Annotated in this window: 22 protein-coding genes and 1 pseudogene; 15 read left to right on the top strand and 8 right to left on the bottom strand. The window is 38.3% G+C overall.

Going from position 1 to position 26,221, the window contains the following annotated elements; all coding sequences use genetic code 11:
* Window positions 1-20 precede the first annotated feature (20 nt).
* The 4 genes from ACFIMA_RS06145 (at window position 21) to ACFIMA_RS06130 (ending at window position 2,871) form a co-directional block, all read left to right on the top strand.
* Complete coding sequence (locus ACFIMA_RS06145; protein ID WP_375693214.1) at window positions 21-1,364, top strand: MATE family efflux transporter; 1,344 nt, start codon at window positions 21-23, stop codon at window positions 1,362-1,364.
* 316 nt (window positions 1,365-1,680) lie between these two features.
* Entirely contained in the window at window positions 1,681-1,869 is a 189-nt protein-coding gene (locus ACFIMA_RS06140; RefSeq protein ID WP_375612108.1) for an NADPH-dependent FMN reductase, read from the top strand.
* Between the two features lie 637 nt (window positions 1,870-2,506).
* The gene (locus tag ACFIMA_RS06135; RefSeq protein WP_375693213.1) at window positions 2,507-2,680 is read left to right on the top strand and encodes a hypothetical protein; all 174 of its coding nucleotides are present in this window, start codon (window positions 2,507-2,509) and stop codon (window positions 2,678-2,680) included.
* A gap of 65 nt (window positions 2,681-2,745) precedes the next feature.
* Window positions 2,746-2,871, top strand: a complete 126-nt coding sequence (locus ACFIMA_RS06130) for a hypothetical protein (protein ID WP_375693212.1) — start codon at window positions 2,746-2,748, stop codon at window positions 2,869-2,871.
* A gap of 777 nt (window positions 2,872-3,648) precedes the next feature.
* Here ACFIMA_RS06130 and ACFIMA_RS06125 read toward each other — a convergent pair.
* From ACFIMA_RS06125 to ACFIMA_RS06110, 4 genes are all read right to left on the bottom strand, one after another.
* The gene (locus ACFIMA_RS06125; RefSeq protein WP_375631524.1) at window positions 3,649-3,771 is read right to left on the bottom strand and encodes a hypothetical protein; all 123 of its coding nucleotides are present in this window, start codon (window positions 3,769-3,771) and stop codon (window positions 3,649-3,651) included.
* A 95-nt stretch (window positions 3,772-3,866) separates the two neighbouring features.
* Entirely contained in the window at window positions 3,867-5,087 is a 1,221-nt protein-coding gene (locus tag ACFIMA_RS06120) for an MFS transporter (RefSeq protein ID WP_375693211.1), read from the bottom strand.
* 10 nt (window positions 5,088-5,097) lie between these two features.
* Window positions 5,098-5,841, bottom strand: coding sequence for a hypothetical protein (locus ACFIMA_RS06115; protein ID WP_375693210.1), 744 nt, complete (start codon window positions 5,839-5,841; stop codon window positions 5,098-5,100).
* A 24-nt stretch (window positions 5,842-5,865) separates the two neighbouring features.
* Complete coding sequence (locus ACFIMA_RS06110; RefSeq protein ID WP_375678045.1) at window positions 5,866-6,519, bottom strand: radical SAM protein; 654 nt, start codon at window positions 6,517-6,519, stop codon at window positions 5,866-5,868.
* A gap of 460 nt (window positions 6,520-6,979) precedes the next feature.
* Between ACFIMA_RS06110 and ACFIMA_RS06105 the strand changes: the two genes are divergently transcribed.
* The 7 genes from ACFIMA_RS06105 (at window position 6,980) to edd (ending at window position 15,412) form a co-directional block, all read left to right on the top strand.
* Window positions 6,980-7,585 (top strand): hypothetical protein, encoded by a 606-nt coding sequence (locus ACFIMA_RS06105; protein WP_375693226.1) that lies wholly within the window; start codon window positions 6,980-6,982, stop codon window positions 7,583-7,585.
* Between the two features lie 116 nt (window positions 7,586-7,701).
* Window positions 7,702-7,998, top strand: coding sequence for a class I SAM-dependent methyltransferase (locus ACFIMA_RS06100; protein WP_375678057.1), 297 nt, complete (start codon window positions 7,702-7,704; stop codon window positions 7,996-7,998).
* 456 nt (window positions 7,999-8,454) lie between these two features.
* A complete protein-coding gene (locus tag ACFIMA_RS06095; protein ID WP_375631532.1) occupies window positions 8,455-9,882 on the top strand; it encodes a glutamine synthetase family protein in 1,428 nt (475 codons plus the stop codon).
* Between the two features lie 11 nt (window positions 9,883-9,893).
* Window positions 9,894-11,177: an NAD(P)/FAD-dependent oxidoreductase gene (locus ACFIMA_RS06090; protein ID WP_375631799.1), complete on the top strand. Its 1,284-nt coding sequence runs from the start codon at window positions 9,894-9,896 to the stop codon at window positions 11,175-11,177.
* A 120-nt stretch (window positions 11,178-11,297) separates the two neighbouring features.
* Complete coding sequence (gene zwf / locus ACFIMA_RS06085; protein WP_375685906.1) at window positions 11,298-12,770, top strand: glucose-6-phosphate dehydrogenase; 1,473 nt, start codon at window positions 11,298-11,300, stop codon at window positions 12,768-12,770.
* 10 nt (window positions 12,771-12,780) lie between these two features.
* Entirely contained in the window at window positions 12,781-13,533 is a 753-nt protein-coding gene (gene pgl / locus ACFIMA_RS06080; RefSeq protein ID WP_375631536.1) for a 6-phosphogluconolactonase, read from the top strand.
* 55 nt (window positions 13,534-13,588) lie between these two features.
* Entirely contained in the window at window positions 13,589-15,412 is a 1,824-nt protein-coding gene (gene edd / locus ACFIMA_RS06075) for a phosphogluconate dehydratase (protein WP_375631538.1), read from the top strand.
* A 66-nt stretch (window positions 15,413-15,478) separates the two neighbouring features.
* Here the strand turns inward: edd and folD are convergent, their stop codons facing one another.
* Window positions 15,479-16,378 carry a bifunctional methylenetetrahydrofolate dehydrogenase/methenyltetrahydrofolate cyclohydrolase FolD gene (folD, locus tag ACFIMA_RS06070; protein WP_375629801.1) on the bottom strand — a complete coding sequence of 300 codons (900 nt, stop codon included), beginning with the start codon at window positions 16,376-16,378 and terminating at the stop codon, window positions 15,479-15,481.
* Window positions 16,379-16,693: 315 nt separating this feature from the next.
* On the opposite strand from folD, the gene ACFIMA_RS06065 reads away from it, so the two are divergent.
* Window positions 16,694-18,574: an AsmA family protein gene (locus ACFIMA_RS06065; RefSeq protein WP_375693209.1), complete on the top strand. Its 1,881-nt coding sequence runs from the start codon at window positions 16,694-16,696 to the stop codon at window positions 18,572-18,574.
* Window positions 18,575-18,889: 315 nt separating this feature from the next.
* On the opposite strand, the gene ACFIMA_RS06060 is transcribed toward ACFIMA_RS06065, so the two are convergent.
* On the bottom strand, window positions 18,890-19,033 hold the full coding sequence (locus tag ACFIMA_RS06060; RefSeq protein ID WP_273790383.1) for a hypothetical protein: 144 nt from the start codon (window positions 19,031-19,033) through the stop codon (window positions 18,890-18,892).
* Between the two features lie 235 nt (window positions 19,034-19,268).
* Here ACFIMA_RS06060 and ACFIMA_RS06055 point away from each other — a divergent pair, with 235 nt between their 5' ends.
* Both ACFIMA_RS06055 and ACFIMA_RS06050 read left to right on the top strand, forming a co-directional pair.
* Complete coding sequence (locus ACFIMA_RS06055) at window positions 19,269-20,012, top strand: 16S rRNA (uracil(1498)-N(3))-methyltransferase (RefSeq protein WP_375613542.1); 744 nt, start codon at window positions 19,269-19,271, stop codon at window positions 20,010-20,012.
* A gap of 68 nt (window positions 20,013-20,080) precedes the next feature.
* The gene (locus ACFIMA_RS06050) at window positions 20,081-21,454 is read left to right on the top strand and encodes a glutamate--cysteine ligase (RefSeq protein WP_375612076.1); all 1,374 of its coding nucleotides are present in this window, start codon (window positions 20,081-20,083) and stop codon (window positions 21,452-21,454) included.
* A gap of 980 nt (window positions 21,455-22,434) precedes the next feature.
* On the opposite strand, the pseudogene ACFIMA_RS06045 reads toward ACFIMA_RS06050, so the two are convergent.
* A pseudogene (locus ACFIMA_RS06045) lies at window positions 22,435-23,033 on the bottom strand (type ISP restriction/modification enzyme); the annotation flags it as partial.
* Between the two features lie 797 nt (window positions 23,034-23,830).
* Here ACFIMA_RS06045 and ACFIMA_RS06040 point away from each other — a divergent pair.
* On the top strand, window positions 23,831-25,186 hold the full coding sequence (locus ACFIMA_RS06040; RefSeq protein ID WP_375693208.1) for an L-cystine transporter: 1,356 nt from the start codon (window positions 23,831-23,833) through the stop codon (window positions 25,184-25,186).
* Window positions 25,187-25,193: 7 nt separating this feature from the next.
* Here ACFIMA_RS06040 and ACFIMA_RS06035 read toward each other — a convergent pair whose 3' ends face one another.
* Window positions 25,194-26,072, bottom strand: a complete 879-nt coding sequence (locus ACFIMA_RS06035; RefSeq protein ID WP_375613540.1) for a methyltransferase — start codon at window positions 26,070-26,072, stop codon at window positions 25,194-25,196.
* Window positions 26,073-26,221 lie beyond the last annotated feature (149 nt).

Genomic DNA, 26,221 nt, shown 5'->3' with positions numbered 1-26,221 from the left:
ATATGGAAGGGTATTTCACAATGTTTGTTGTGATGAAGCAATTGCTCTCTCTTGGCATGCCACTGGCTGTTGGGTTGATCTCTCAGATGATGATTTCCTTCACAGATGCAGCGCTTGTAGCGCATTTAGGCGTGCAAGCCTTGAGTGGTACAATGTTAGCTCTGAGTATATTTAGTTTTGTTATGTTGTTTGGGCTAGGTATTATTACCGCGGTTGCACCAAAACTTGCGGAAAGTTTTCGCAGACAAGATAGATATGCATTAAAGGCATGGTTTGATCAAGGAATATGGCTTTCCCTTGTGATTGGAATGATGAGTGCAATCATTTTACTCAATACGAGGAATATTTTGTGTCTTCTCGGCCAAGATGAGACAATTGCCAATATAGCACAGGAATATAATAGTGGCGCTGCTATAGGAGTGGTGTTTTTTTATCTTTATGTGAATAGCCGAGGATTGCTGTCAGCAATTGGTAATCCACAGCCCTTAACTTGGGTTATGCTTGCGGCTATCCTTGTGAATTTTCTTATCTCTTGGCCGCTTATTTTTGGTATAGGTTCTGCAAGCGGATTAGGTGTCTTTGGTGCAGGAATTGCGAGCAGTTTGATCCGTATTTTAATTGTTATTGCAGCAGCAATAATTTTGTCCCGCAATTCTGCTTTTCATTCTTTTCGCTTTAATTATTTGAGACCAAAGTTAGAGATTTCACGAATAATAAAATTGCTGCGAGTAGGGCTACCCATTGGTGTACGTATTCTTATTGCGGAGGGCTTTCCTTCGTTCATTGCATTCATGATTACGGTTTATGGGGTCGAATCTTTGGCCGCGCATACGATAGGGATGCGTCTCGATATGCTTATTTCTGTGGTGGCTTTGGGGATTTCCAGCGCAGCCGCGACAATAGCAGCGTGGTATAGAGCAGATAGGAATAATATGGCTCTAAAACAATTGCGTATGAGTGTCACAGTTTTTGCTGTAGCTTATGTCTTGTTTTTATCAGGGATTGTTTATCTCTCTTATGGATTCATCCTTACAACCATCTTTAATATTTCTTCAGAACGCGTTGTTGTTTTCTCTTGGAAGTTGCTTCCGTTCATTTTATTGTCTTTTGCTTTTGGCACTTTAGGAGCTATGCTCAATGGCATACTTGTGGGCTTGCTTGATACGTTTTGGTCAACAATTGTTGTAGCAATAAGTTATTGGGGGTTAGGCCTATTTGGGGGAGCGCTAATGGCGCATTTTTTTGAATATGACTTTATTGGCTATTGGCTTGGCATGATTGGTGCAAGCTTAATCGTTTCTCTCTTTAATTATATGCGCGTGGGTTATTTAATAAAATGCAATCCTATGTTTGGGGCAGAGTGAGTGTTATAAAAGCGCTTGTAAAGCACTAGCTGTGAAGGCTTAGCTACTCACCATCCATAGAGGCTGTTTTTACTTCTATGGAGATAACAATATAGGTTACAAAATTTGCTTAATATTGAAAAGAAGTGTCTTTGATTGTAGCCTCAATATTATTTGTTGAGTTTTTAAAATAATATGGGTTTAGTAAAATCATTCGGCTACAATTTAAGAGTAAGTTCGGTAGATTGGAAGAGTTTAATACCTTAAAAAATGACGAGAAAAAACGTGCTTATATTCATACGCCGTTGAGGAGGCATTTAAAAAAGTTGTTGTTTTTATAAGTCATTACCATTGTGATGCTAAAACGCATGCATTTGTCAAAACAATCGCAGACGCTAACGATGTTATTCTTGCAAGCCCTGTTTATCACGGGTCTTATTCAGGGGGATTGAAGAATGCTCTTGATAATTTAGAGTATAATGCTTTTGGGATAAAGTTTTTGGTCATCTCTCTCATGACAATATAACCCAAAATGCGTACTGCCCTGTGTATATTTGGTACCAGTTGCGCATACGCTTTATGGACAAGCTCTGCAATATCAAGTTGCTTCGGCTAAAGATGATTTTGCGTTTGAGAATGAAAACTGTACACGGAGACTTAGCAGCGTAAATGTACGGGCTTGCTGCGCACATCTTGCTGATAAAATGTACAATAAGGGTGGAGGATATGATCAAAAATGATAAGAAATACCGTTAGTTAGTCGTTGGTGGTACAGGAATATTGGCGCCCTTTGCCGGTCATAAGGGCTGAACAACGTAATTATCGCAGCGCGTTTTCGTTCTCATCAATCCAAAATTGAGCTATTTCAGACAAGGGCTAAATGTATATTTTGGAGATTATTATAAGCCATAGGTACAATTTTTAAAAGGGGGACCCCTATGGACGGGCTTGAAATATTGCATATTATGGAGGGCATTCGCCTGCACATGCATTTTCGTGTAGGTTGAGATTGAGCGGTTGGCCTTCTTACCGAAGCCTCTGCGTATTGTTCATGTTTTTGGTTCTAATGCAGAGGATAAAATAATCTCTGGATGTGCGCATCACAATAAGATTGATTCTACATCTGTAAAATTAGGTCGGAAAAGGCGATCATAGGGCCGACGGTGGTCAATGAGAAAAGTGTTTATGATCATGAGATTTGTGAGAGCCGTATTGAGAAAGAGTTTGCGCAAAATCTCGATAATGACTCTGATGTAAGATTGTTTTTTAAACTGCCAAGAAGTTTTAAAATAGCCACTCCCATTGGTTCTTATACGTCTGATTGGGTAGTTTTTTAGAGTGAGATGGCGCGCAAAAGCTTTATTTTGTACTGGAAACAAAAGGAACGAATAGCGAGTTTGATTTGCGCCTTAAAGAAATGCTGAAGATTAAATGCGGCAAGGCGTATTTTACCGCTCTTGAGACTGGTGTGGTGTTTAACGAGGCACCGGTGATGAGTTGGCGCGATTCTAAGCGGGGATGGTGGTAGAGAGAGTGGGGGCTGTGGTAAGAGTGGGCGGCACGAATGACGCTGTCTTTAGTTGCGTACCGCCAAGCTAATTTTGTGCTTTGCGAAATTCGCTAAGGCTTTTGGACGTACCGCGTTTACCGCGTAATAAAATCTTATGAATATCATGCAGAAGGCACGCAGAAATGGGTGATTGCGTGTCTAGCTTCCCAATGCCGTAATTAGGTACAGCTACATAATGAGATAGCTCTTCAATATCATCAGTTGCACTGATACTTTTTCTTTATTTTCAAACAATAATAGGTCAGATGGTAACGATTATGTCCTTTCTATCTAAGAAAAGAGTAGCACCGCTTGCGTATATGTACGAGTAAAAGTCAATCAACATTGGTCTGAGGTAACAACCGTCAATTATTTCTAATACACCTAAGGATTTCATAGCTTGCTCTAACGGTTTATATAAAGCCGCCCTTTTAAAAGGTGGATTGGGTGGAAAATTTATTGGGATATAGGCTTTATGAATCTCTCGAACTAAGCTTTCTACTATGCAGGCCCTAAGGCGTGATTGCATATATGGTCGCATCTGTTGCTGCGTTGTGTAGGCAAAGATCCTAAATGAGGAAAGGAGGGCTGCTCTTTTAATTACAAAGGAAGAATACGGCGCGTAAGTGAAGCAAAATGTATTTTGAGGAGCAGTAAAGGGGTGAGGCATTTGATGTCCAGCGGGTGACGGATTAACTGGAGTATAAGTGGGCATTGCTAGCGCGGAGTTTTTAGTTAAGAATTGCGCTCTGTGCGCTATAAGCTCTCTGCATCCTTCATATAGGCGTTGAGATCATCGCCCAATGCAACGTAAAGGGGCTGTTTTGTCTTTAGCGCTTGTTTGGCTGCTTCTATAGTGCCGCTGGCTCTATCAGCCACTATGGTGATAATTTCCTCGTCCAAAGAACAGATCAATCGATTGCGTAATAGGGTATGTGTGCCTTTTTGACCGTGTCTTTTTTTTAAAGCAGCTGTTACCTCGTGGAAGGATTGGGTGTGTCTATATGATCAGCCTGCCAAAGAAAAGGAAGCGTTATTGCGATAGCCACCAATAGTAGTCCAGCGATAAAGGTGGCAGCAAACTGCAATGATATAAAAGAACCAAGGATGCCGACCAAAAAGCTTCCGACCGGCGTTCCAGCATAGCCTATCACTCGAAAAGCAGAATTAGCTCGCCCGAGAAGTTGCTTTGGTGTGAGGCGCTGCCTGAAGGCGGTAACACCAATAAACCATAAGCTTGCTCCAACGCCAGCGATAAAGGTGACGCCCCATACGACGACAGCACTTTTTGAAAAGGCTGGAATCAACAGCAAGACAACCGTTCCTAAACCGTCAGTGAGAACAGCTAGGCGCACCGGTGCATAGCGTATACGCGGCGCAAATAGGGCACCTGCCATTGTACCAAGCGCGTAGGCTGCAAACATCACGCCATATTGGCTGCTATGTAGGCCCAGATACCGACCGTCGGTAACGAAGAAGATGAACGAGGTTAGGAATGCTCCAAATACCACCGATAGAAAGAATGTGAGTAATGTAAGGGAGGTAAGATGCCGATTTGAAAAAATGAAACGAAAGCCGGCAATGATATAACGGAAAGTGATGTTTTCTTTATCAGGTGTTGGCGATGTCGGAACAGCATGGCGAGCGGTAAAAATCAATGTGATAAAAAGCACGATTAAAAGGCCGAGAAATAGCAGTGTGCTATGCGCTAAAATGCTGCTTGTTATGACAGGGGCAAGAAAATAGGAGACCCCGAAATCTAAGAACAAGACAATAGAGTAGAAGGTCATCAATCGCTCTCCCTCCATGATAAGTGGTGGAATCGTCATTATATAAGCTTCGGCAGAAACGACGATGAATCCAGCAATGGTTGCATAGAAGAAAATTTGTTCGGCTGGAGTAATCTGTATCATAAGTAGTATGAACAGGACAATATGCAGTAGCATGAAGATGAAGAGAGCTGTGGTGGCAAGTTTTATTTTGTCGCAGCGATCAAGTAAAACGCCTGCAAGGATGCCGAAAATTGGCCACGCTAATGAGAAGAGACCTTGCGCCCAACTTACTCCGATTATGCCATATCCAGATTGTCTTGCTAATAGCGGGATGGCAGTGCGCAAAGCACCGCTGAGTAAGGCGAGCAGACTAACGGTTAGGCAAAAATAGCGTATGTTCTTGTTGGCAAAAAGCGTGAACATTCTGTTCTCCTTAAGATACCACACAGGTTTCCGCTGTTCCATCAAGTACGGCGGTTGTATTCAGCATGTTTGCGACATAGCCGTCCAAGATATTCCTGTCTTCCTGAGGTAGAAGAAAATACATAAGGTTGGAATACCATTGCCAACCACGCTGAGTCAGCTGGAGATTGTTATCACTTTCTGCGATGAGACTTGCACCTATGAGCTGTTGTAGGTTATTGTATACGAAAGAGGGAAGTGCGGTCCAGTCAATTCTTTCTTTTTTGGCATAGCCGTTATAAGGTAGCCGCATACACAAAGCTTTGGAGGCTTGTTGCTCCGCTGATACCCAATTGTAGTATACTTTGGATTTTCCTTTAAGTTGTATGTCGGTAATGTATCCGCTTCGACTGGGATTGGCTCGTGTGACGAGTGAGCTGGGAATCGACAGTGCTGACGCCCCAAAGCCAACGACATAATCGTCATGATAACCATGCAAATATTTGTGATAGCGGAAATAATTAGCTGAACTCGTTTTAGCGAGCGTTAGAGGAGTGTTATTGGCAATTTTGATATAGGAATGCCCATTACACGGCGCATAGCCGCAGCTGCGCATAACGATATCGCTAAATAATCGAAGCATCTGTCGATGCTGTAGGCTGGATGGCTTTAGCCCTTTTTGTGCGTAAGACTTATGCAGTTGCGACGTGATAGCCAGATTGTTAATTGCATAGAGGTTGATGGTTTCAGGATGAAGCTCGCTGACTTGCTTCAAATCGTATAATAGTTCTTCGGCTTGCTAGCTGTGCATGCCATATAGTAGGTCGAAACCGACATGTCCAATTATCTCTTGTGACAAAGCCACGGTATTGTTGATTTGTTCACGTGTTGAGGTGAGGTTAAACAATGATCGGAAACGCTCAATGAAACTCTGTACACCGAAGTTTATTCGGTTAACGCCGATCTCACGGGCAGCATAAAGTTTATCACGTGTGACGCTCTTCGGTTCGCTTTCCAGTGTAAATTCGGTTAAGGAAGAGAGCTCAAATTCGGCATGCAATACTTTTCCGATGTGTCGGATATTATCTGCCGACAAAAGCGATGGTGTGCTGCCCCCTATATAGATGCTGCGGATGGGCCCTCTAAGCGAGCGAATGAAATTTCCTTTGGTTCTGATCTCTGTGGTAAGCGCTGACATATAAGATTCGATTTGTTTAACGTGCTTGTAGTCCCCTTTCTGAAAGGGACAAAAGGAACAGATGATTTCACAAAAGGGAATATGCAAATAAAGAGAAATAGTATGCGCTTGTGGAATCTGCTTACTGTGCGCTAGTTTATTAAAGTCTAGGTAATCGTAAAATTCATTTGAAATAGTGCGAAATAACGGATATGTGAAGTTGTAAATCAGCTTGAGTTGATCGAATTTCACAAAAGGATGATCCACGAGTTGCATAGCTTATCTCCCCCAATTTCTTAACGCGCACTATATTATTGACGGGCGACTGGTGATCCAATTATCCGAGTGTATTACCAAAGATTTTCACGGAACATAATGAATCCTCCTTTTGTAGAAGTTATATGTATTATACATATAACTCATTATATGAACAGATGAGCTTGTTTAAGAGGCAATGGAAAGATAAAAAAATGTCTATTTATAAAAAAACTTTCTCTTGCAGTCTTATGGTATGATATTGTAATTGGTATCCTGTTTTACGTGGTCGGGCTATGGATGCCTAGGGCGAGAAAAAGCAGGGTATTTTAATGGACGTGCGGGGCATCATTGTTATGTTGCTGGGACTTGGAATTTGCGTCTGGTTATGAGATATCATTAGCGCAAAAAGATGGTTTTAAAGGTAGAGATACATTTTTTAATATCCCTGTAAAACTTCGAGAAGAGATAGAGTTATCCTATTAGAAAACATATAAATATCCAGTGTGATAATATTATCGAATTACATGACATCATCACTCTTGCACGCCATTTTGATATACTACCTAAAATCTCATTGAGATTGTGCCATGTACTGGCAAACAGGGATAGATCGTGTTTTGGTATGACTGCGGCGAAGTTACGTGCCGCATTATCTTTGCTAGAATCCAATAGGATTAGGCTTAATGGGGTGCCTTTGCATGTGGGCTCTAATTTGAATTCGACTGAGTTAATAGTATCCACCTTAACTAAGGCTGGAAAGGATATTTACGCATTGAAGGATCAAAAAAGTTTTATCAGTCTAGGCGGGGGATATTCGACTTCCACAGCGTTCTGCGATGCCGTGACGATCAATGACGAATACCCTCGTAAAATTTATGAGGCATTGTCACAATTGGGTTGTGATTTACATAAGCTTACGGTAATTATTGAATCTAGGCGTATTATATCTGAAGATTATGGTTATTTATTTTCAAATATTAGCTCTATAAAAGAGCAGAATGGTACGAACTTAATTATAATCTGGGCTCTGGGGATGTGTACTCAATCTGCACAGTATCACGAGATCATAAGTCAAAGTATGTGAAAGAAACTGATACAAAATAGATTTTACGATGGTGGAAGACCGACGATAAAGGACGTTAGTTCAAAGGAAATTGATATTATTGTGTTCTCATATCCTGATTTTTTGGCTTTTTAGATATAAATAACACATCTCCTAGTGGGCTGGAGACTATCAGATGTTGGATCCCGCATGGCGCAATTAGCAAAAATTCCTATCTATTAGATTTGGTATGCTCTACTGGATTCTCAGCTCTAAATATTGTGTGCGAAGTGCAATGTCAAGCGGTGGGAATTGATATAAGTGCAGAGTCTGTACCATCCGCTCAGAACAAGGTTGATAGCTCTGTTATGCAGACGATGGTTAAGTTTCATGTCGGAAATGCTGAGCGTATGACTTATCCTGAAAATACATTTACGCATATTACGGCGGGGTGAGTATTTGTAAGCACAGCTGTAAAGGCTACTCACCATCCTAGGGTGTTTACTTCTATGTGGATAACAATAGAGTTACAAAACTTGCTTCATATTAAAAGAAAAGTTTCTTTTCTTTTAATATGAAGCATTGCTACAACCAAAAGGAAATTAAATATCTCGCCTTTATTATTCTCGTCAATGTTTGCTTATATATGATTATTTGAATCGGAATTAGGTTACGTACAATATGGTATTTCTCGCTGTTTTATATAAGGAGAAGGTTCGCACCGATGTATCGCGTGAAATATCAATTTTTTCACTATGGTGATAGGATAACTTGTTGAGCGTAAAGTTCTTTTACCTTGATGGATCTTATAGTATTATTCAAAATATCAGTTGATAAATTTTTTTCGTGTCGTTTATGCATGGGCTGATACAATAAGAATAGGACTTGATTGTTTTTAAAGTTGGTATGTTATGGATGTAAAAAATGGTAAACAAACGAAAAGTAAGAATTTTAAACCTGTTTCTCGTTTTCTCAAAAGTTTACGTGGTGTGCACAATTGGGAACAAGTGTCACAATGGCTTGCTTTCCGTAAGGTAGAGGATATTGAATGTATTACGCCTGATCAAGCAGGGGTCCCACGGGGCAAGATGATGCTTTCTAAAAAATTTACATCGGAAACATCATTGGCATTGCCTTCAGCAGTTTTTATGGCAACAATTTCAGGGGATTATCCGGAAGATGGTCATGGTTTTGAATATCCTAAAGCAGATGGTGATTTACGCCTTGAGCCTGATCTTTCTACGTTAAGCATTGTTCCATGGGAAGATGCTCCTACGGCACAGGTGATTTGTGATCTTGTGTATCAAAATGGTCAGGTTGTGGATTACACACCACGCAATGTTTTACGAACAGTGGTTCATTTTTACACAAAAATGGGTTTAAGCCCTGTTGTTGCACCAGAAATTGAGTTTTATTTGGTACAAAAAAATCCCGATCCTGATTATCCGTTAGTTCCACCGGTTGGTCGTTCTGGGCGTTCAATTGGTGGTGGACAGGGGTACTCCATTGCTGGTGTTAATGAATTTGATGATTTGATTGATGATATTTATCAATTTTCAGAGGCACAAGGATTGGAAATTGATACCCTCATTCATGAAGAAGGAGCAGGTCAGTTTGAAATTAATTTACGTCATGGTGATCCTATTGAGTTAGCGGATCAAGTTTTTATGTTTAAACGAACAATTCGTGAAGCAGCACTAAAACATAATATGTATGCAACTTTTATGGCAAAACCCATTCAAGGGCAGCCGGGTTCTGCTATGCATATTCACCAATCGGTTGTTGATAAGAAAACCGGTATGAATATTTTTACACAGGAAAATGGTGAAGAAAGTATCTGTTTTCGCCATTTTATTGGTGGATTGCAAAAACATATGCCAGGGGTACTTGTGATGCTTGCACCTTATGTGAATTCTTATCGACGTCTTGTCCCTGATAATTCGGCTCCTGTTAATTTGCGATGGGGATATGATAATCGTACTACAGCTTTTCGAGTTCCCCGTTCTGCTCCTCAAGCGCGGCGTGTTGAGAATAGACTTCCTTCATCAGATGCGAATCCTTATTTAGCCCTTGCAGCTTCTTTAGCGTGTGGTCTTATTGGTTTGCAACAAAAAATTGAGCCGGATGAGCCAGCGATAAATAATGTAAACGCTGATAATATTGAGTTACCGCGTGGGCTCATTGAGGCAGTCAATTTGTTTGAACAAGATACAGTGATACGTGCTATTTTAGGGGATGTGTTTGTCAGTACTTATGCTGCAATCAAACGACAAGAGTTTGAAACTTTTATGGAAGTAATCAGTCCGTGGGAGCGTGAATATCTCCTGCTGAATGTTTAAATTTTATGACGATGATTGATTATAATTCAATTTCTCCAGGAATTTCTTGGTATGAAGATGCTTTAAGAGAACGTCCATCGTATCCTTCTTTTTGTGAAAACAGACAGTGTGATGTGGTCATTATTGGAGGCGGATTTACGGGTCTTTCGGCTGCTTATCATTTAGCCAAAGCTGGAGTAGATGTTGTTTTATTTGAAGCATCACGTTTTGGTGACGGCGCTTCAGGGCGCAATGGTGGACAGCTGGGAACAGGGCAACGGCAATGGGTAGAAACATTAGAAAAAAAGTATGGTTTTGAGCGGAGTAAGGCTCTGTTTGATTTGGCAGAAGAAGCTAAAAGAGATATTTTAGCTTTATGCGCAATGCCTAATTGTCCGTGTGATTTGATAGGAGGACAGCTTTCTGTAACTCATAAAAGGCGTGAGCTTCTCTCTTATCAACGGCATATTGAGGCGATGCAGCGTTATGGCTATCACGCGCTTACTTTTATGGATAAGGCTGAAACATTTGAGCGACTTGGATCAACTTTTTATTGTGGTGGTATTTATGATGCGGATACCGGTCATATAAATCCCTTAAAATTGATTATTGGGTTGGCAAAAAGAGCACAAGATGCTGGTGCTAAGCTTTATGAGAAGTCACAAGTAACGACCGTAAGGCGCAAGGGAGCACATTGGAAAGTAATAACAGAAAAAGGTAGTGTAACAGCAGAGCATGTTTTACTTGCAACAAATGGGTATAAACTTGGTCTGGAGCGTTTTATTGAAAAAAATATTGTTTCTATTCGCTCTTATATTGGAGCAACGGACCCATTACCAAAGCATAGTTCAATTCTTATAGGGGGGGAATCGGTTGATGATTCCCGTTTTATGGTTCGCTATTTTCGCAAAAGCATTGATAATCGTCTCTTATTTGGTGGTGTAGAAAGTTATGATAATAAGCATCCTCTAAATTTAGATGAACGTATAAAACGGCAAATTGTTGAAATTTATCCTCAATTACATTCTATCAATTTAAGCCATCGGTGGGGAGCAACGGTTGCCATCACAGTTGAACGCATGCCCTATGTTCGCCAACTTTTCTCAAGGATAACTTATTGTGGTGGTTATTCAGGGCATGGCGTTATGCTGGCTCCTTTCGTGGGAAAATTATACGCAGAATGGTTAACTGGAAAATATGAACGTTTTTCCTATTTCCAAGACTTAAAGATTTCATCTTTTCCGGGAGGACGCGTTTTGCGTTATCCGCTTATATTTTTAGCAATGCGTTGGTTTTCTTTATTGGATCGCCTTTAATGTAAACATTGCTTGAAATGAAGAAAATTAATGGCTTATTTAGTATCTGTCTGCTTTAATGATGAAAGCTTTTATAAGTGATATGGGATTTCATAATCGAATAGAAAAATAAATAAGTTCATGGTGCGTAAAATTATTCCAGTTTCTTCCTTTGATTGTATTGTTTTTGGTGGCAATGGTGATTTGGCGTTGCGCAAGCTTTTGCCGGCTTTGTATCATTGTCAGTGTGCTGGGCAATTCAGTGAGCCAACACGTATTATTGGGGTTTCGCGCACTTCCTTAAGTTGTGAAGAATATCAAAATTTTGTCCGCATTTCTTTAGAAAAACATATCCATCCAAAAGATCTAAATTCAACAGAACTCAATCGTTTTCTTGCACGTTTAACTTACGTTTCTGTTGATGTTACCTCAAATCGAGGGTGGGAGGATTTAGCCCTCCTTCTGTCACAAGATTCAGCGGATATTCGAGCTTTTTATTTGGCTGTTGGTTCGTCACTTTTTGCTGATATTGCGATGAAGTTGGAAAAAAATGATTTGGTGACACCACAAACACGGATTATCATTGAAAAACCAATTGGTTGCGATGTAAAAACAGCGGTTTCACTTAATGATGTATTTGCAAGCGCCTTTAATGAAGAGCAGATCTTTCGTATTGATCATTATCTTGGGAAGGAAACTGTTCAAAATTTAATGGCATTGCGGTTTGTTAATACACTTTATGAACCGCTATGGAACTCCAATTATATTGATCATGTTCAAATAACCGTTGCTGAATCTTTAGGGTTAGAGGGCCGTACAGAATATTATGAAAGCACTGGTGCTCTACGCGATATGGTTCAAAACCATATGCTACAATTACTTTGTTTGGTTGCGATGGAAATACCATTTACCAACAGTGCTAATGCTGTGCGCGATGAAAAACTTAAAGTTTTACATTCTTTAACACCGCTTGATGTCCATAATGTAGGGCAGCATACTGTACGTGGGCAGTATCTTTCTGGTCTATCAAATGGTATATCGGTAGAGTCTTATTTTGATGATCTGGGAAGAGTGAGTAAAAGTGAAACATTTGTAGCACTTAAGGTTAAGATTGATAACTGGCGTTGGGCTAATACGCCTTTTTATTTACGAACAGGTAAGCGCATGTTCACGCGAATGTCTGAAATTGTTGTGGTTTTTAAACCTATTCCTCATAATATTTTTAATGTGGGTTTAGATGAAATTTTTTCTAATCGGCTTGTAATTCGTCTCCAACCTGATGAAGGTGTAAAACAATGGTTGATGATTAAGGATCCAAGTTATGGCGGTATGCGGTTTTGTCACATTCCATTAGACATGAGTTTTGCTTCTGCATTTTCTGAACGTAATCCTGATGCTTATGAACGTTTATTAATGGATGTTATTCGTGGAGATCAAACACTGTTTATGCGTCGTGATGAAGTTGAGGCTGCTTGGCGTTGGATTGATCCAATCATTGAGGGATGGGAAGCAATACAACAGCCTGTTCATAGTTATAACGCTGGTTCGTGGGGGCCGTCTGCTTCGATGAGCCTCATGGAACGTGATAGGCGTATATGGAACAATTTAGTTTAGAGCAATAAGTATGTATAGAATGAATATTGACCGTTTAGATTTTGAAACCCCTCAGACTTTAGCCTTGGCATTAGCAGATCGAGTAGCCGCAGAGCTTAGTGTATCTGTTCTTGAGCGTAAGAGAGCAGTTTTAGCGGTGTCTGGTGGTAAAACACCAGAATTGTTTTTTCATTATTTGTCAAAAGCGGATATTGATTGGCAAAATATTATTATCACTTTGGTCGATGAACGTTTTGTCCCTACACACGATGAACGTTCAAATGAACATATGGTACGGTGTCATTTGTTACAAAATTTTGCCGAAAAAGCACGTTTTGTAGGGCTTTATCATAAAGCAATTACTGCTGAACTTGCTGCTTTTTCAGCGGCGAGTCGTGTTAATACTTTGCCTAAACCCTTTGATGTTGTTGTTTTAGGAATGGGGGAGGATGGACATACAGCTTCCTTTTTTCCTGATGCTGATCGTTTAAAGCAAGCGCTTGATCTTCGAACGCAAGCACTTGTTTTACCCCTTCATGCCAAGAGCGCTGTTGAGCCAAGACTCTCACTAACTTTGCCAGTTATTATGCAATCTCGTTGCGTTATTCTCCATTTCGAAGGTTTTCAGAAACGCGATTGTTTTGAAGAAGCTTGTCAAGACGGGTCTGAAATAGAAATGCCTATTCGGGCAATTTTGCGTAATTCCCCTCATCTCGTTCAGGTTTATTGGTCGCCTGCAGAAAATGAAATAAGTGAATCAAAATATGTGACACAAAGTGAATAAAACGTAATCTCTCTCAATGAATGAGGGGAAGAAACAATGAAAGGGGGAGAGAAATATGGCACTTTCCAAGACAATTGCTACAGTTACACGAAGAATTTATGAACGTTCTCGATCAACACGAGAAATTTACTTAGATCGTATTGCGAAAGCACAAGTTCATCGCCCCAAACGGAGTTTTTTAGGATGTGCCAATCAGGCTCATGGCTTTGCTGCTTGTGGTGCAATAGATAAAGAGCGTTTGAAGGGAAATATCGTTGGGAATATTGGCATTATCACGGCATATAACGATATACTTTCAGCACATCAACCTTTTGAAAAATTTCCTCACTTAATTAAAGAGTCGGCCCGTATGGTTGGTGGTGTTGCACAGGTTGCAGGTGGTGTTCCCGCGATGTGCGATGGTGTTACGCAGGGAAATGCGGGGATGGAGCTTTCCCTTTTTTCGCGTGAAGTAATTGCAATGGCAACAGCTATAAGCTTATCACACGATGTCTTTGATGCAGCATTGTATCTTGGGGTGTGTGATAAAATTGTGCCAGGTTTATTGATTGGTGCCCTAACATTTGGTCATTTACCAGGAATTTTTATAGCAGCTGGTCCCATGACAAGTGGTCAAGGTAATGATGAAAAAGCGAAGATACGTCAACTTTACGCGGAAAATAAAATAGATCGCCAAACACTTTTAGCATCAGAAGCACGTTCTTATCATGGACCAGGAACATGTACATTTTATGGAACAGCTAACTCTAATCAGGTGATACTGGAGATGATGGGGCTTCATATGCCTGGAGCTTCTTTTATTAATGCGAATACACCGTTGCGTGATGCTTTAACAAAAGAAGCTACGAAACGTGTACTTGAAATGACAGATCTTGGTGATCATTATAGTCCACTTGGTATGATCATTGATGAGCGTTCTTTTGTGAATGCCATTGTAGGATTAAATGCAACAGGAGGTTCTACCAATCATGCGATTCATTTGATTGCTATGGCTGCTGTTTGCGGTATTAAATTGACATGGCATGATATTGCAGAAATTTCATCCGTTGTGCCTCTTTTAGCGCGCATTTATCCTAACGGTTTAGCAGATATTAATCATTTTTACGCTGCGGGGGGAATGGGATTTATTATTCGCGAGCTTATCGAGGCAGGCTTAGTCCATGAAGATGTTTCTACGGTTTTTGGTAAAGATCTCAATGCTTATGCAATTGAAGCAAAGCTTTCTGCTGATGGTCATGTGGTGCGTGAAGCGGCTCTTAAGGAGAGTGGTGATCATAAGGTGTTAGCGGGGTGGAGAAAGCCATTTCAGCTTGATGGTGGTCTTCGTGTTTTATCAGGAGATTTGGGAACAGCTATTATAAAAGTTTCCTCTGTTAAACCAGAGTATTGGCAGATTAAAGCACCAGTCTTTGTTTTTAATGATCAAGAGGAACTACAAAAATCTTTTAAATCTGGAGTGTTGCATAATAAAGACTTTATCGCTGTTATTCGCTATCAAGGACCAAAAGCCAATGGTATGCCAGAGCTTCATAAATTAACGACCATTTTAGGCGTTTTACAAGATCGCGGTCAAAAGGTAGCATTGATAACCGATGGGCGTATGTCAGGAGCGTCAGGAAAAATTCCTGCTGCTCTCCATGTGACACCAGAAGCAGTGGATAATGGCCCCATTGCACGTTTGCAGGATGGTGATATTGTTTTTCTTGATGCTCATGAGGGTAAATTAACCCTTTTGGAGGATTTAGCAAAATTTAACGCGCGAAAAATCATATCTCCGGATCTTTCAAAAAACGAACATGGTATTGGACGCGAACTTTTTCATGTTTTTCGTCAATCCGTTAATCGTGCAGATCAAGGGGCATCTGTTTTTATGACATGAAAAATGCAAAAATAAATAAGCTGAATCATATACAATGAAACCATATACAAGGAATTGTTACAATTTTTAGAATTTTGGTATCGGCAGATTGTGTGATCGCGCGGCGGCTTTGAGTGTATTAACCATAAGCATGGCAATTGTCATTGGTCCAACGCCTCCAGGAACAGGGGTGATCGCAGCAGCTTTTTCTTTTACGTTTTCAAAATCGACATCACCAACAAGACGTGTTTTCCCTATACCTTTTTCTGGTGCAGCAACGCGGTTAATACCGACATCAATAACAATTGCACCATCTTTTATCCAGTCTTTTTTAATCATTTGTGGGCGGCCTACAGCTGCTACTAGAATATCAGCGCTTCGACACACATCATCAAGGTCACGGGTACGACTATGGGCAATTGTCACAGTGGCATTGGCTGCTGTTAAAAGGGCAGCCATAGGTTTTCCAACAATATTAGAGCGTCCAACAACGACAGCATCAAGTCCAGATAAATCTCGTCCACAGTGTTGTTCAATCATCATCATGGCACCAGCTGGAGTGCAGGGAATAATTGCATCTTCAAGTGCATTTGCCGCGAGTTTTCCTACATTAATATAATGAAAACCATCAACATCTTTTTGGAAAGCAACGGCTTGTGTTATGCGATTTGTATTCATATGAGCAGGGAGAGGCAGCTGTACCAAAATACCATGAATTTTGGGATCAGAATTTAATGTTGCAATAAGTTGAAGGAGTTCTTTTTCTTGCGTTTCTTTGGAAACGACATGTTTGATTGAAAGAAACCCACATTCTTCGGCTTTTTTATTTTTTGAGGTGACATATACTTGACTTGCAGGATCATCTCCAACGATAATAACAGCGATACTAGGTTGTATATTATAGTGATGGCGGAGCTTTGCTGTTTCGGCCTTAACTTTCACAATAATCTCTTCAGCAAGTTTTTTTCCGTCGATAATATTATTCATTCAGAGATCCTTTCGGTAAGGCTGTTTGTTTTTTTTGTAAAGCATTTTCTAATAATACGATAGAGTTTTATAGCAATATTCATATGAGAACAGTAAGAATGGTTTTATAATGTTGTGGATTTATAGTTTTGAAGACTTTTAAATAATTGCTTTATAAAGAAGCAGCAACATTGCTGTTTGAATAAATTTTGGATAAAGAACAAAAATAATGAAGATACAAAGTGGATATAGTGAATTATAGGATTATAAAAACTTTTTATGATCATTTAAGTTTGTTTTTAATCTGTTATAGGGGGATAAGTATAGAGGGATAATGTGCGCATCAGAATAATAAAATTTTTGAGCGGAGTTTTTATTACAATTATCTTTTTATTTGGAGTGGGGATTCTCGTTTTACCTTATCTTATTTCTACAGATGCGATTCGTATTCGTTTAGCGCAGGATTTAAGTGCATGGACGGGTTACAATGTGCAATTGCGTGATCCACCGCGGTTACATCTTTTTCCTTATCCTAAAGCATTTCTTTCTGGCGTTACTTTAACATCAAAAATGGATGATGTTGCGCCATTAATGGAAGCTGAATCAATAGAAGTTGATCTTTCTGTCGTCGATCTTCTTTGGGGACATATTTCTTTTTCAGAGACGCGGATTATGCGTCCTCAATTTGTTATGGAAAAGCCTGTTAAAACAATAGCAGATTTTTTTGATCGGTTTTCTCGCTCACAAGGTGCATTAGGGGTGGCAATACGTAATACGCGTGAAATATTAAAACATAATCCTGAGCATCCAGAGATAGAGCACCTTTTAAAACAACCTTTTGGACGGATTGTCATTAAAAATGGTGTTCTTGTGTATCACGATAGTTTTTCAGGAGTAGCAGACAAAATAACAGGATTAAATGCAACTTTAGATTGGCCGGAATCAACTCAGGAAGTACGGTTACGTGCAGATGCGCGTTGGCGCGGAGAGTTTACAAAATTATCACTTGATGCTTCTCAAGCATTGCTGCTTCTTGCTGGAGGCAAAAGTCATATTAGGGCAAGTCTCAATTCTGTACGTGGGGGAATAACTTTTACAGGAAAGGCTCGATTATCTGAATATTATATTTTTGACGGAAAAGTGTCAATGCGTTCTCCTGGATGGAATCAGACATTGTCTTGGGTTGGTGGAAATCAGTTTTGGGGACATAAATTAAAAATACCCATTGTATGGGAATCTCATTTTTTAGCGCAGCCAATGCATATCCAAATGAACAATGTTACATTTACGATGGGGAAAGCCAATGCGCGAGGAGCTTTAAAACTCGATTTTCAAGATTATGTACCAAATGTCATGGGCTCTTTAGCCTTTGATAATCTAGACCTTAGCCTCTTGGGTTCAATGTTTTTTTCAGGTAAAAAGAAAAATGCCTGCTTTGACATGAGAACTTTTGATTGTATTGGCGTGGATATACGACTTTCTGCGCCACAAGCTAAAATAGGAAATATTTCACTCACAAATTTAGCTGCTGCAATACAAATAAGAGATGGGCATGGTATTTTTGATCTTGGACATGCGAATATTTTTGGTGGATCTGTGCAAAGTAATATTGAAGTTACCTCAGCTGGACAGAAAGTGCGTATTGGAGGAAATATTTCAGGTGCTTCTATTGATATGCAGGAGACTTTAGAAATCTTGGGATTTATTCCATTTATACAAAGCAAAACGAATTTTACTGCAACGGTACGAACACTTGCTGATTCTTGGCCAGAAATTTTTACGAAAATGCAGGGTGAGTTAACACTGAAGATGTCTTCTGGTCGGCTATTAGGGTATGATCTGAATGAATTACAAACAAGACTTTCAAATAAACAACAATTTCTTTTAATGAATAATGATACTTTTTCAACAACATTTGATCACTGGGATATTCAGACAAGCTTTTCAGAAGGTATGATGAAGGTAACAGAGTCATTAATGCGTACAGCAGACTTGAGCTTATCCATTCAAGGAACCATTGCAACTGCTATTGCGCAAGGGAAGGAAAATGAACTGATATTACAGGCACAACTACGCAAAAACTATAGATCAGAAACTTTATGTAAAGATGTCCAATGTCTTGCTAATAGCCTTGCATGGCCTTTTACATTTTCTCTAAGCTCTAAAGGACAAAATCATGGTGATTTTTGGGTTACAAAAGATATTAACGCAGATTGAGTATCGTTTTTCATCTGTATAATATTCTATCCTATAATGGTAATTCGTCTTTTTGCAACTTAAAATTGTCTTTTAAATTTAAATCAGAGCTCCCATTATCGGAAGATTCTCTCATTTTAAATCCGTTCGTTGTGAAGCAGTAAAAACCATCCTCACCGTCATAATAAGTGAGGTTGGTATAGATAAATGACTGAAGAGAGGAATAAAAAACCTTCTTATGGAATCTTTCAAATACAAGAGATTCATAATATCGGTGCTAATCTTATAAAAATTGCTAAAAAACATTAAAATTTTAAGGAGGATGTTGGCCAGTGCTTATTGAATCGCAGAAGAAATACCATAGCCATCTTTGGTAATTGTATGCTTCCCGTCGGCTCCAACAGAACCAATTCCCACTGTAATCAAAATAAAGGCTAAGAGGGTTGTAATCGTAATAATTGTAGCTTTTTTAGCAGACATATTTTTCCTCCACGGATGCATCAATGACTGAATGCAAAGATGAATGGTGCATTATTTAAACTTTTATGAAAGCAGAATCACTTAAGGATCTATAAGTTCCTATTATTATCTCATAAAGCTAAAAAAACTCTATAATTCTTTAATATATTATAGTTCTATAGATATAATTTTTTCTTTTTGCTATATATTTTTCTTCATTTTCTCGATGACGATAGTGAGCATTGGCAAAATTTTTATGCGCATAAATTATAAACTTAAAAGATTATTTATCCGACAGACATTGGCTTTGAATGAAGAAATAAAGATAGAGGGGGCACAAGCTTCTTATCTTATGCATGTTTTGCGTATGAAAGAAGGAGCAGAAATTTTACTTTTTAATGGACAGGATGGTGAGTGGCTTGCTAAACTTATCACTGTTAAGAAAAAATTTGTTGTGGTTCAGCTTATCCATCAAGAAAGATTACAAACGACGCATTCCAATCTTATTTATTGCTTTGCTCCACTCAAAAATGCGCGGTTGGATTATATGGTGCAGAAAGCTGTTGAAATGGGGGTATCGATTTTGCAGCCTGTTATAACGCATCATACGCAGGTTACGCGTATCAATATGGCGCGTATGGAAGCCAATGTTATTGAAGCTTCTGAACAGTGTGGAATTTTATCTCTTCCTGAATGCGTATCGGCTCTATCATTAGCAGAACTTTTAGCACAGTGGGATGAGACACAGCCTTTATTCTTTTGTGATGAAGAGCATAAATCGCATAATCCATTACCTTCTTTTAAAAAGCGTGACGTTACAACACCTGGTATTCTTATTGGACCGGAAGGTGGCTTTAGTGAAGAAGAGCGGAGCTTTTTAAAAAAACATCCTTTTGTGGTTCCAATATCACTAGGTCCGCGTATTTTACGCGCTGATACTGCCGCTGTTGCTGCTTTGGCTCTTCTTAATGCTACCGTGGGGGATTGGGCAATGGATTGAGAAATCTGTAAAATCATTCTAAACAATTTATTTAAGATGATGATACCAATTATAGGATACGGTAAGTTATGGCGCTTGATATAACTGATGAAAGTGAAATTTATAACTTAGATTCTTTGGTTAGCTATTTCCAAGGGGGGTATAAAGCAGAAGATGATTGGCGCATTGGTACAGAACATGAAAAATTTCCGTTTTATAGAGATGGTTTTCACCCTGTTCCTTATGAAGGAGAGAGGGGAATCCGAGCGCTTTTAGAGAGGATGCAAAGCGCCTTAGGATGGAAACCTATTTTAGATGAAGAGAATATTATTGGGCTCGTAGGATCAGTTGATCAGGGAGCCATTTCTTTGGAACCTGGGGGACAATTTGAATTATCTGGTGCACCATTAAAATCAGTAAGCCATACATATTACGAGTTGATGGAGCATTTAACTCTTCTCAAAAAAATTGCAGAACCATTAGGTATAGGTTTTTTAGGTCTTGGAGCTAGTCCAAAGTGGACTTTAGCTGAAACGCCGCGAATGCCTAAATCACGTTATCAGATTATGACTGATTATATGCCTAAAGTGGGGTATAATGGTCTTAATATGATGTATCGCACATCAACAGTTCAGGTTAATCTTGATTTTTCATCTGAAAGTGATATGCGGCGAAAAATGCAAGTATCCATGAAGTTACAGTCCATTGCAACGGCATTATTTGCAAGTTCGCCCTTTACAGAAGGGCGCCCAAATGGCTTTTTATCGTGGCGTTCTGAAATTTGGCGTAATACGGATAATCAGAGGACAGGCGTTCTGCCCTTTGTATTTTCTGAGCGTTTTGGTTTTGCTGATTATGTTGAATGGGCCCTTGATGTTCCAATGTATTTTGTTGTGCGTGATGGTCGTTATTATGATTGTACACACATAACGTTTCGTCAGTTTATGAATGGAGCATTAAAAGGACAAGTTGCAAATTCAATTCCAAACATGGGAGATTGGATTAATCACTTATCAACGTTATTTCCTGAAGTCCGCTTAAAAAGATTTTTAGAAATGAGGGGAGCTGATTGTGGTTCTTGGAAGCGCATTTGTGCGTTGTCGGCTTTTTGGGTTGGGCTTCTTTATGATAGGGAAGCACTTAATGAGGCAGAGGCTTTGACAAAAGATTGGTGTTTTGAAGAAGTTTTAGAGTTGCGCCAACGCGTTCCTAAAGAAGGGTTAAGAACTCCTTTTCGTCAAACTATTCTTTTAGAGTTAGCACGTCAAGCTCTCGCTATTGCTCGCAAAGGCTTAAAAAATCGCAAACAGTATGATACGAATGGTTTTGATGAAACAAATTTTCTTAATCCTCTAGAAGAGGTTGTTGCAATGGGACAAACAGATGCTGAAAAATTTTTGTCCCATTACTATTCTATTTGGAATGAGTCGGTAGAACCTTTATTTTTAGAATGTGCCTATTAAATTTGAAGCAAAGATACTTCCTACTTTTTTAAAAATGCATATAACCGTGGTGGTTCATTCACTCATTTGCTCTAGAGAGCATATCCTACCTTGCTTTTAACATTTCTCATAACGGAAAGGATACAATACAAAAATTTCTTGGGGAGTGTGATTTTTATACCCAATAATATCACGATATTTCCGTAATCATAATGTTGTCCCTTTGTACAAAAGATAGTTCATAAGAGATAAAGCTTATTATCAAACATTTTTTATTCACTTGGCTAAGCCTACTTATGAATAGGTCTGAAAATTATATTTTTTACTTTTAAAAGGGATAAAAAATATAATTTGCGGCTAATAGTCAATTATTATAATTCAATATACGATGCTTATATGAAAGAGTATTTTATTATACAAAAATTACGATATCAATCTTTCAGTGCGCTAAAAAGACAGTAGAAAAAATACCGATAGATCTATGTATGTATAACTCAATTTTATTTTTATAAAAAAAGAAATATATTATGTAAATAGATAGAAATAAAGATTATTATATATAATGAATGTGTTAATTACATCATTAAATATTGATAAATAAAAAATATTATCTTCATAGAGTTATATGAAATTATAAGCTATTCATAGATAAGAAATAACTATTTGTATGCAAAGGGGTATTATATTAAAATACTATTATTCTTGATAAAGAGGCACGAGATAAAGAGATTGAGCTTGTAACGAATGAGTGTTTGAATACGCACAAAAATTCAAAAAAGCACAACATTTCTATAGCAGAATAATCTTTATCAGTATGAGCGCAACTTATTATAGGCAATTAATTATCCCCATACATTGTAAATCTGCTGTAAGACTGCTTTTAATGCTTTAAACTGTACTATTCATAAAATTTATAATATTTGTAGGCTTAAAGCCTCTCATTTTAATCATATATCCTCAGTCTTTTCCATTGTTTTCATTATCTAGAAATTTGTAATCGTCTTTGTTATGCTCTCACTAGGATAAGCAGCTTTAAAATGTGCTCGTCCTTCATCCGTAATGGCATCACGCCTCTGTAAACCAGATGTTTTTCTTTCCTTTATTGAATTTGCAAACAAATGGGATTGTTTTTCATCATGAACAGTTACAGAGATTCAACGTTTTTATAAAGATACCGTGGAAAGCATTGACCTGTATCTATTGCATCTAGATTAGGCAAATTCTTAGCTATCAATACAGAAAAAACGCTTCGTGCTCCTATGCCTGTAATTTGTATCATCCTATTTTCAACTTTTTGTCCTATCAGGACTATACGAGGCATTTGGTAAATTCCATCGTTGAGATTCCGATTATAATAAAACCACTGTTGCGTAAAAGGATGATATGAACTCTGAGTGAGGCATGCCTCTTCAAATTCAAAAACCTTTCCTCTTATTAGTTCTTGCGTAACATTATAACTCCAACTTATCTTTTTTATATCTAAAGTGACAAAATTATCTATAGCACGTGCACGTGTTGTTCGATCAGCATATGAATAGGTATCGTTAAAACGTTTTACTGCGCTATTATAAAAAGCAATCATATTATTTATATTTTCTGCTCAAGCTCCGCCCTCCAATGTTACGGCAACTCTTGCATTAAGATGTTTCATAAGAGGTCTTTCTACTCCTTTCTTATACATTTTTACTCATACGCCAGCCCTGCTTGTGACGTGCAAGCAAATGATTTTGATTGATTCAAGATAAACAGGTTTGAAATGAGAGAATCTTACGTTATTCGGGACTCTCATTTAATATGCAAAACAGTAAATTATGATTATAAATCAATATGTTGTATTTCAAAGCCTTTTTATGACTATAAAAAGAGTTTTGAAAAATAAAAAAGCTTTCATTGAGAGCAAAGAAAGAATGTATAAAAAGTATTTTCAATAAAATAATTATATTTGAAGTGCTGATCAAAGCTATTGAGAGTGCAGTCCATAAAATGAGCAGAAGTAGCTTGTTGGTGTATTTTCTAGAAAAATCATGAATGTTCGATTGTTAATTCATCCTTGCTTGGAAAGCTCGCTTCAGTTCAAATAGAAAAAGAGAGAGGTAAGGAGATTTATAGGATAAGATATGCTAGAATTATTCAATATTAAGATGCAATGAATGTTGTTTATATTTTTCTTATTTAACTATTTTATAAGAGCATAAATTTAAAGAATAAGAAAATAATTTTATTTATTTTCTTTAAACAGTTATTAGTAGATAAAAAATTCTCTTTTAATCTATAAATTAAAAAAATAATGATTTTGTAAAAGCCTTGTAAGCTTTATAGGTTAATTTTAAATATCATGCATTGATTTTGAATTATGCAGATTATTTATGTCAACCATAATAATAGTGAGCATAGACAATGACACTTAATTTTTTCGTCAATTTATTTCTATTTGTTATTTTTTTATTGTTGGTTTTTCAAAGTAAGAAAATGCAATGGAGTCTTTCACTACGTGTTATGCTATGGCTTATCCTTGGCTTGATTTTTGGAAGTGTTTTGCAGTTTATTTATGGAGAGGGTGAAAGCACTTTATTGAAATCCGTTGAATGGTTTAACATTGTCGGTGAGGGCTATATTTTATTGTTGCAAATGATTGTTATGCCACTGGTTTTTATCTCTATCGTTTCAGCAGTTGCTCATTTACATTCTGTTTATGCTGTCGGAAAGATGAGTATAATAACAATTTCAATATTGCTTTTTACAACGGCTCTTTCAGCATTGGTTGGTGTGCTTGTGGTTAATTTTTTTGGATTAACAACCGATGGTTTGGTGCATGAAGGGCAAAATGTTTCTGCTCTTCTTGAAGGTCATATTTCTAAACTTGGAGATATGAATATACCAAAGATGATTTTGTCTATGATTCCTAAAAATCCATTTGCTGAGTTGAGTGGAGCTAAACGTACGTCAATTATTAGTGTTGTGATTTTTGCGTCATTTTTAGGTGCATCGGTTCTTCTTTTAAAGAAAGATGAGCCAGAAAAAGGAGAAAAAGCGCTTTTATTTATTCAAGTGGCACAAGCTTGGATTATGCGGTTAGTCCGTATTGTGATTGCTTTGACGCCTTATGGTATTTTTGCACTTATGACGAAAGTAGGAGCAATATCGCGTATTGCAGATATTTTAAATTTACTGGTTTTTATTATTGCTTCTTATGTCGGTATTATTTTAATTTTTGGAATTCATGGTGTATTGCTTGGTATTTCTGGGATTAATCCCTTTCGTTTTTTCAAAAAGGTTTTACCAGTTTTAACATTTGCTTTTAGCAGTCGTTCAAGTGCTGCAAGTATTCCTTTGAATATTGAAGCGCAAACACAGTGGATAGGTGTACCACAATCCATTGCGAGTTTTGCAGCTTCTTTTGGGGCAACAATTGGACAAAATGGTTGTGCTGGTCTTTATCCAGCGATGCTTGCGACCATGATTGCACCATCTATGGGTATTAATCCTCTTGATCCTACTTGGATTGCTACGCTTATTGGTGTTGTAACGTTGAGTTCTATTGGTGTTGCTGGTGTGGGGGGAGGTGCTATTTTCGCTGCATTGATTGTGTTACCAATTATGGGGCTTCCTGTTACTTTGGTTGCTGTACTTATCTCTATTGAACCGCTAATTGATATGGGACGGACTGCTCTAAACGTGAGCGATTCAATGATAGCTGGAACGGTCACCAGTCAAATATTACGGACAACAGATAAAAGTATTTTTAAAAAATAATTTTAGATTATATTTTTTGGGGCTGTAAAACATCTGTAAGAGATATTTGCGCTGAACCAGGTTGTAGCGGTTTTTGTTGATTGGGATGAGGAGCCCAACCAGAGAGCCAGATGAAAGAAAAATGTGCACGAATACGTCCATCAGGATCACTAAATCGTTGTGCATAGATTTCAGCTGCGCGGAGAAAAAAACGTTTGGATACAGGGCGTCGTGAACGATTGATGAGTGCATTTTGCATTCCCATAGCTTTAAGATCGTGCATAAGGTCAAACATTGTATTATAACGTATTGTGATATCTTCAACGTCTGCTACAGGCAGGGCAAAGCCAATACGCTGTAAAAGAGCGCCTGCATCACGAATGTCGGCAAAAGGGTAGATTCTAGGGCTTGCTCCATCATAAATTTCACTTTCAGCTTGCAGCAGGCTTTCGCGCAATTCTCTTAATGTACCAGCTCCTGCCATAACAGCAAGAAATAAGCCATCTGGTTTAAGGGTATTTTTTATCTGGCTTAGAACACCAGGGGTATCATTGGTCAATTGTAATGAAAGAAGTGAAACAATAAGGTCACAGTAACTTTGAGGTAAATCAAGAAATTCTCGATGACGTAAATGAAATTTTTTATCATGGCTTTGATAAAGCGGATCGGTCTCAATGCGTTCTATGGAACAAACTTTTCCAGATTTCATTAAAGCTTGCGCAGCAAGGTCTGTATGGCTGTGTAAATCGAGAGCTAATGTAAAGAGGCGATCAACAGTGCTAAGGCGTTTATAGAGATCTTCTGCCATGTGAGAGAGTAAAAAGTCACATCCTTTTTTTGCTTTTTGAAAGGCACGTTTTCGGAATTGTTCAATGCGGTTATGATCAAAAATTAAAGGATGCGACATATTGTAGAACACTTTCGATCTATGAAAGAATATATTTTGAAAAGGTTCATTATTTGTGCAAGCTCTGTCAAGTTTATAATATGAAAGAAATAAATTTATAGAAGGTAAGAGTTTTTAAAGGAATTAAAATTATAAATTGAGGAAATACA

Origin of the sequence: Bartonella sp. AP88HLJMH, from assembly GCF_042195605.1 — a bacterium.
Lineage (GTDB): Bacteria > Pseudomonadota > Alphaproteobacteria > Rhizobiales > Rhizobiaceae > Bartonella.
The sequence above is the reverse complement of the archived record's forward strand: the minus strand, read 5'-3'. Positions and strand labels throughout refer to the sequence as shown.

Bases quoted from the DNA above. Each gene is read 5' to 3' on its own strand.
- ACFIMA_RS06060 (WP_273790383.1), bottom strand. From the start codon at position 19,033: ATGTCTGCTAAAAAAGCTACAATTATTACGATTACAACCCTCTTAGCC.
- ACFIMA_RS06095 (WP_375631532.1), top strand. From the start codon at position 8,455: ATGGATGTAAAAAATGGTAAACAAACGAAAAGTAAGAATTTTAAACCT.
- ACFIMA_RS06110 (WP_375678045.1), bottom strand. From the start codon at position 6,519: ATGCAACTCGTGGATCATCCTTTTGTGAAATTCGATCAACTCAAGCTG.
- ACFIMA_RS06055 (WP_375613542.1), top strand. From the start codon at position 19,269: ATGCGCATAAATTATAAACTTAAAAGATTATTTATCCGACAGACATTG.
- ACFIMA_RS06035 (WP_375613540.1), bottom strand. From the start codon at position 26,072: ATGTCGCATCCTTTAATTTTTGATCATAACCGCATTGAACAATTCCGA.
- ACFIMA_RS06050 (WP_375612076.1), top strand. From the start codon at position 20,081: ATGGCGCTTGATATAACTGATGAAAGTGAAATTTATAACTTAGATTCT.
- ACFIMA_RS06120 (WP_375693211.1), bottom strand. From the start codon at position 5,087: ATGTTCACGCTTTTTGCCAACAAGAACATACGCTATTTTTGCCTAACC.
- zwf (WP_375685906.1), top strand. From the start codon at position 11,298: ATGGTGCGTAAAATTATTCCAGTTTCTTCCTTTGATTGTATTGTTTTT.
- ACFIMA_RS06040 (WP_375693208.1), top strand. From the start codon at position 23,831: ATGACACTTAATTTTTTCGTCAATTTATTTCTATTTGTTATTTTTTTA.
- folD (WP_375629801.1), bottom strand. From the start codon at position 16,378: ATGAATAATATTATCGACGGAAAAAAACTTGCTGAAGAGATTATTGTG.
- ACFIMA_RS06090 (WP_375631799.1), top strand. From the start codon at position 9,894: ATGATTGATTATAATTCAATTTCTCCAGGAATTTCTTGGTATGAAGAT.
- pgl (WP_375631536.1), top strand. From the start codon at position 12,781: ATGTATAGAATGAATATTGACCGTTTAGATTTTGAAACCCCTCAGACT.
- ACFIMA_RS06145 (WP_375693214.1), top strand. From the start codon at position 21: ATGTTTGTTGTGATGAAGCAATTGCTCTCTCTTGGCATGCCACTGGCT.
- edd (WP_375631538.1), top strand. From the start codon at position 13,589: ATGGCACTTTCCAAGACAATTGCTACAGTTACACGAAGAATTTATGAA.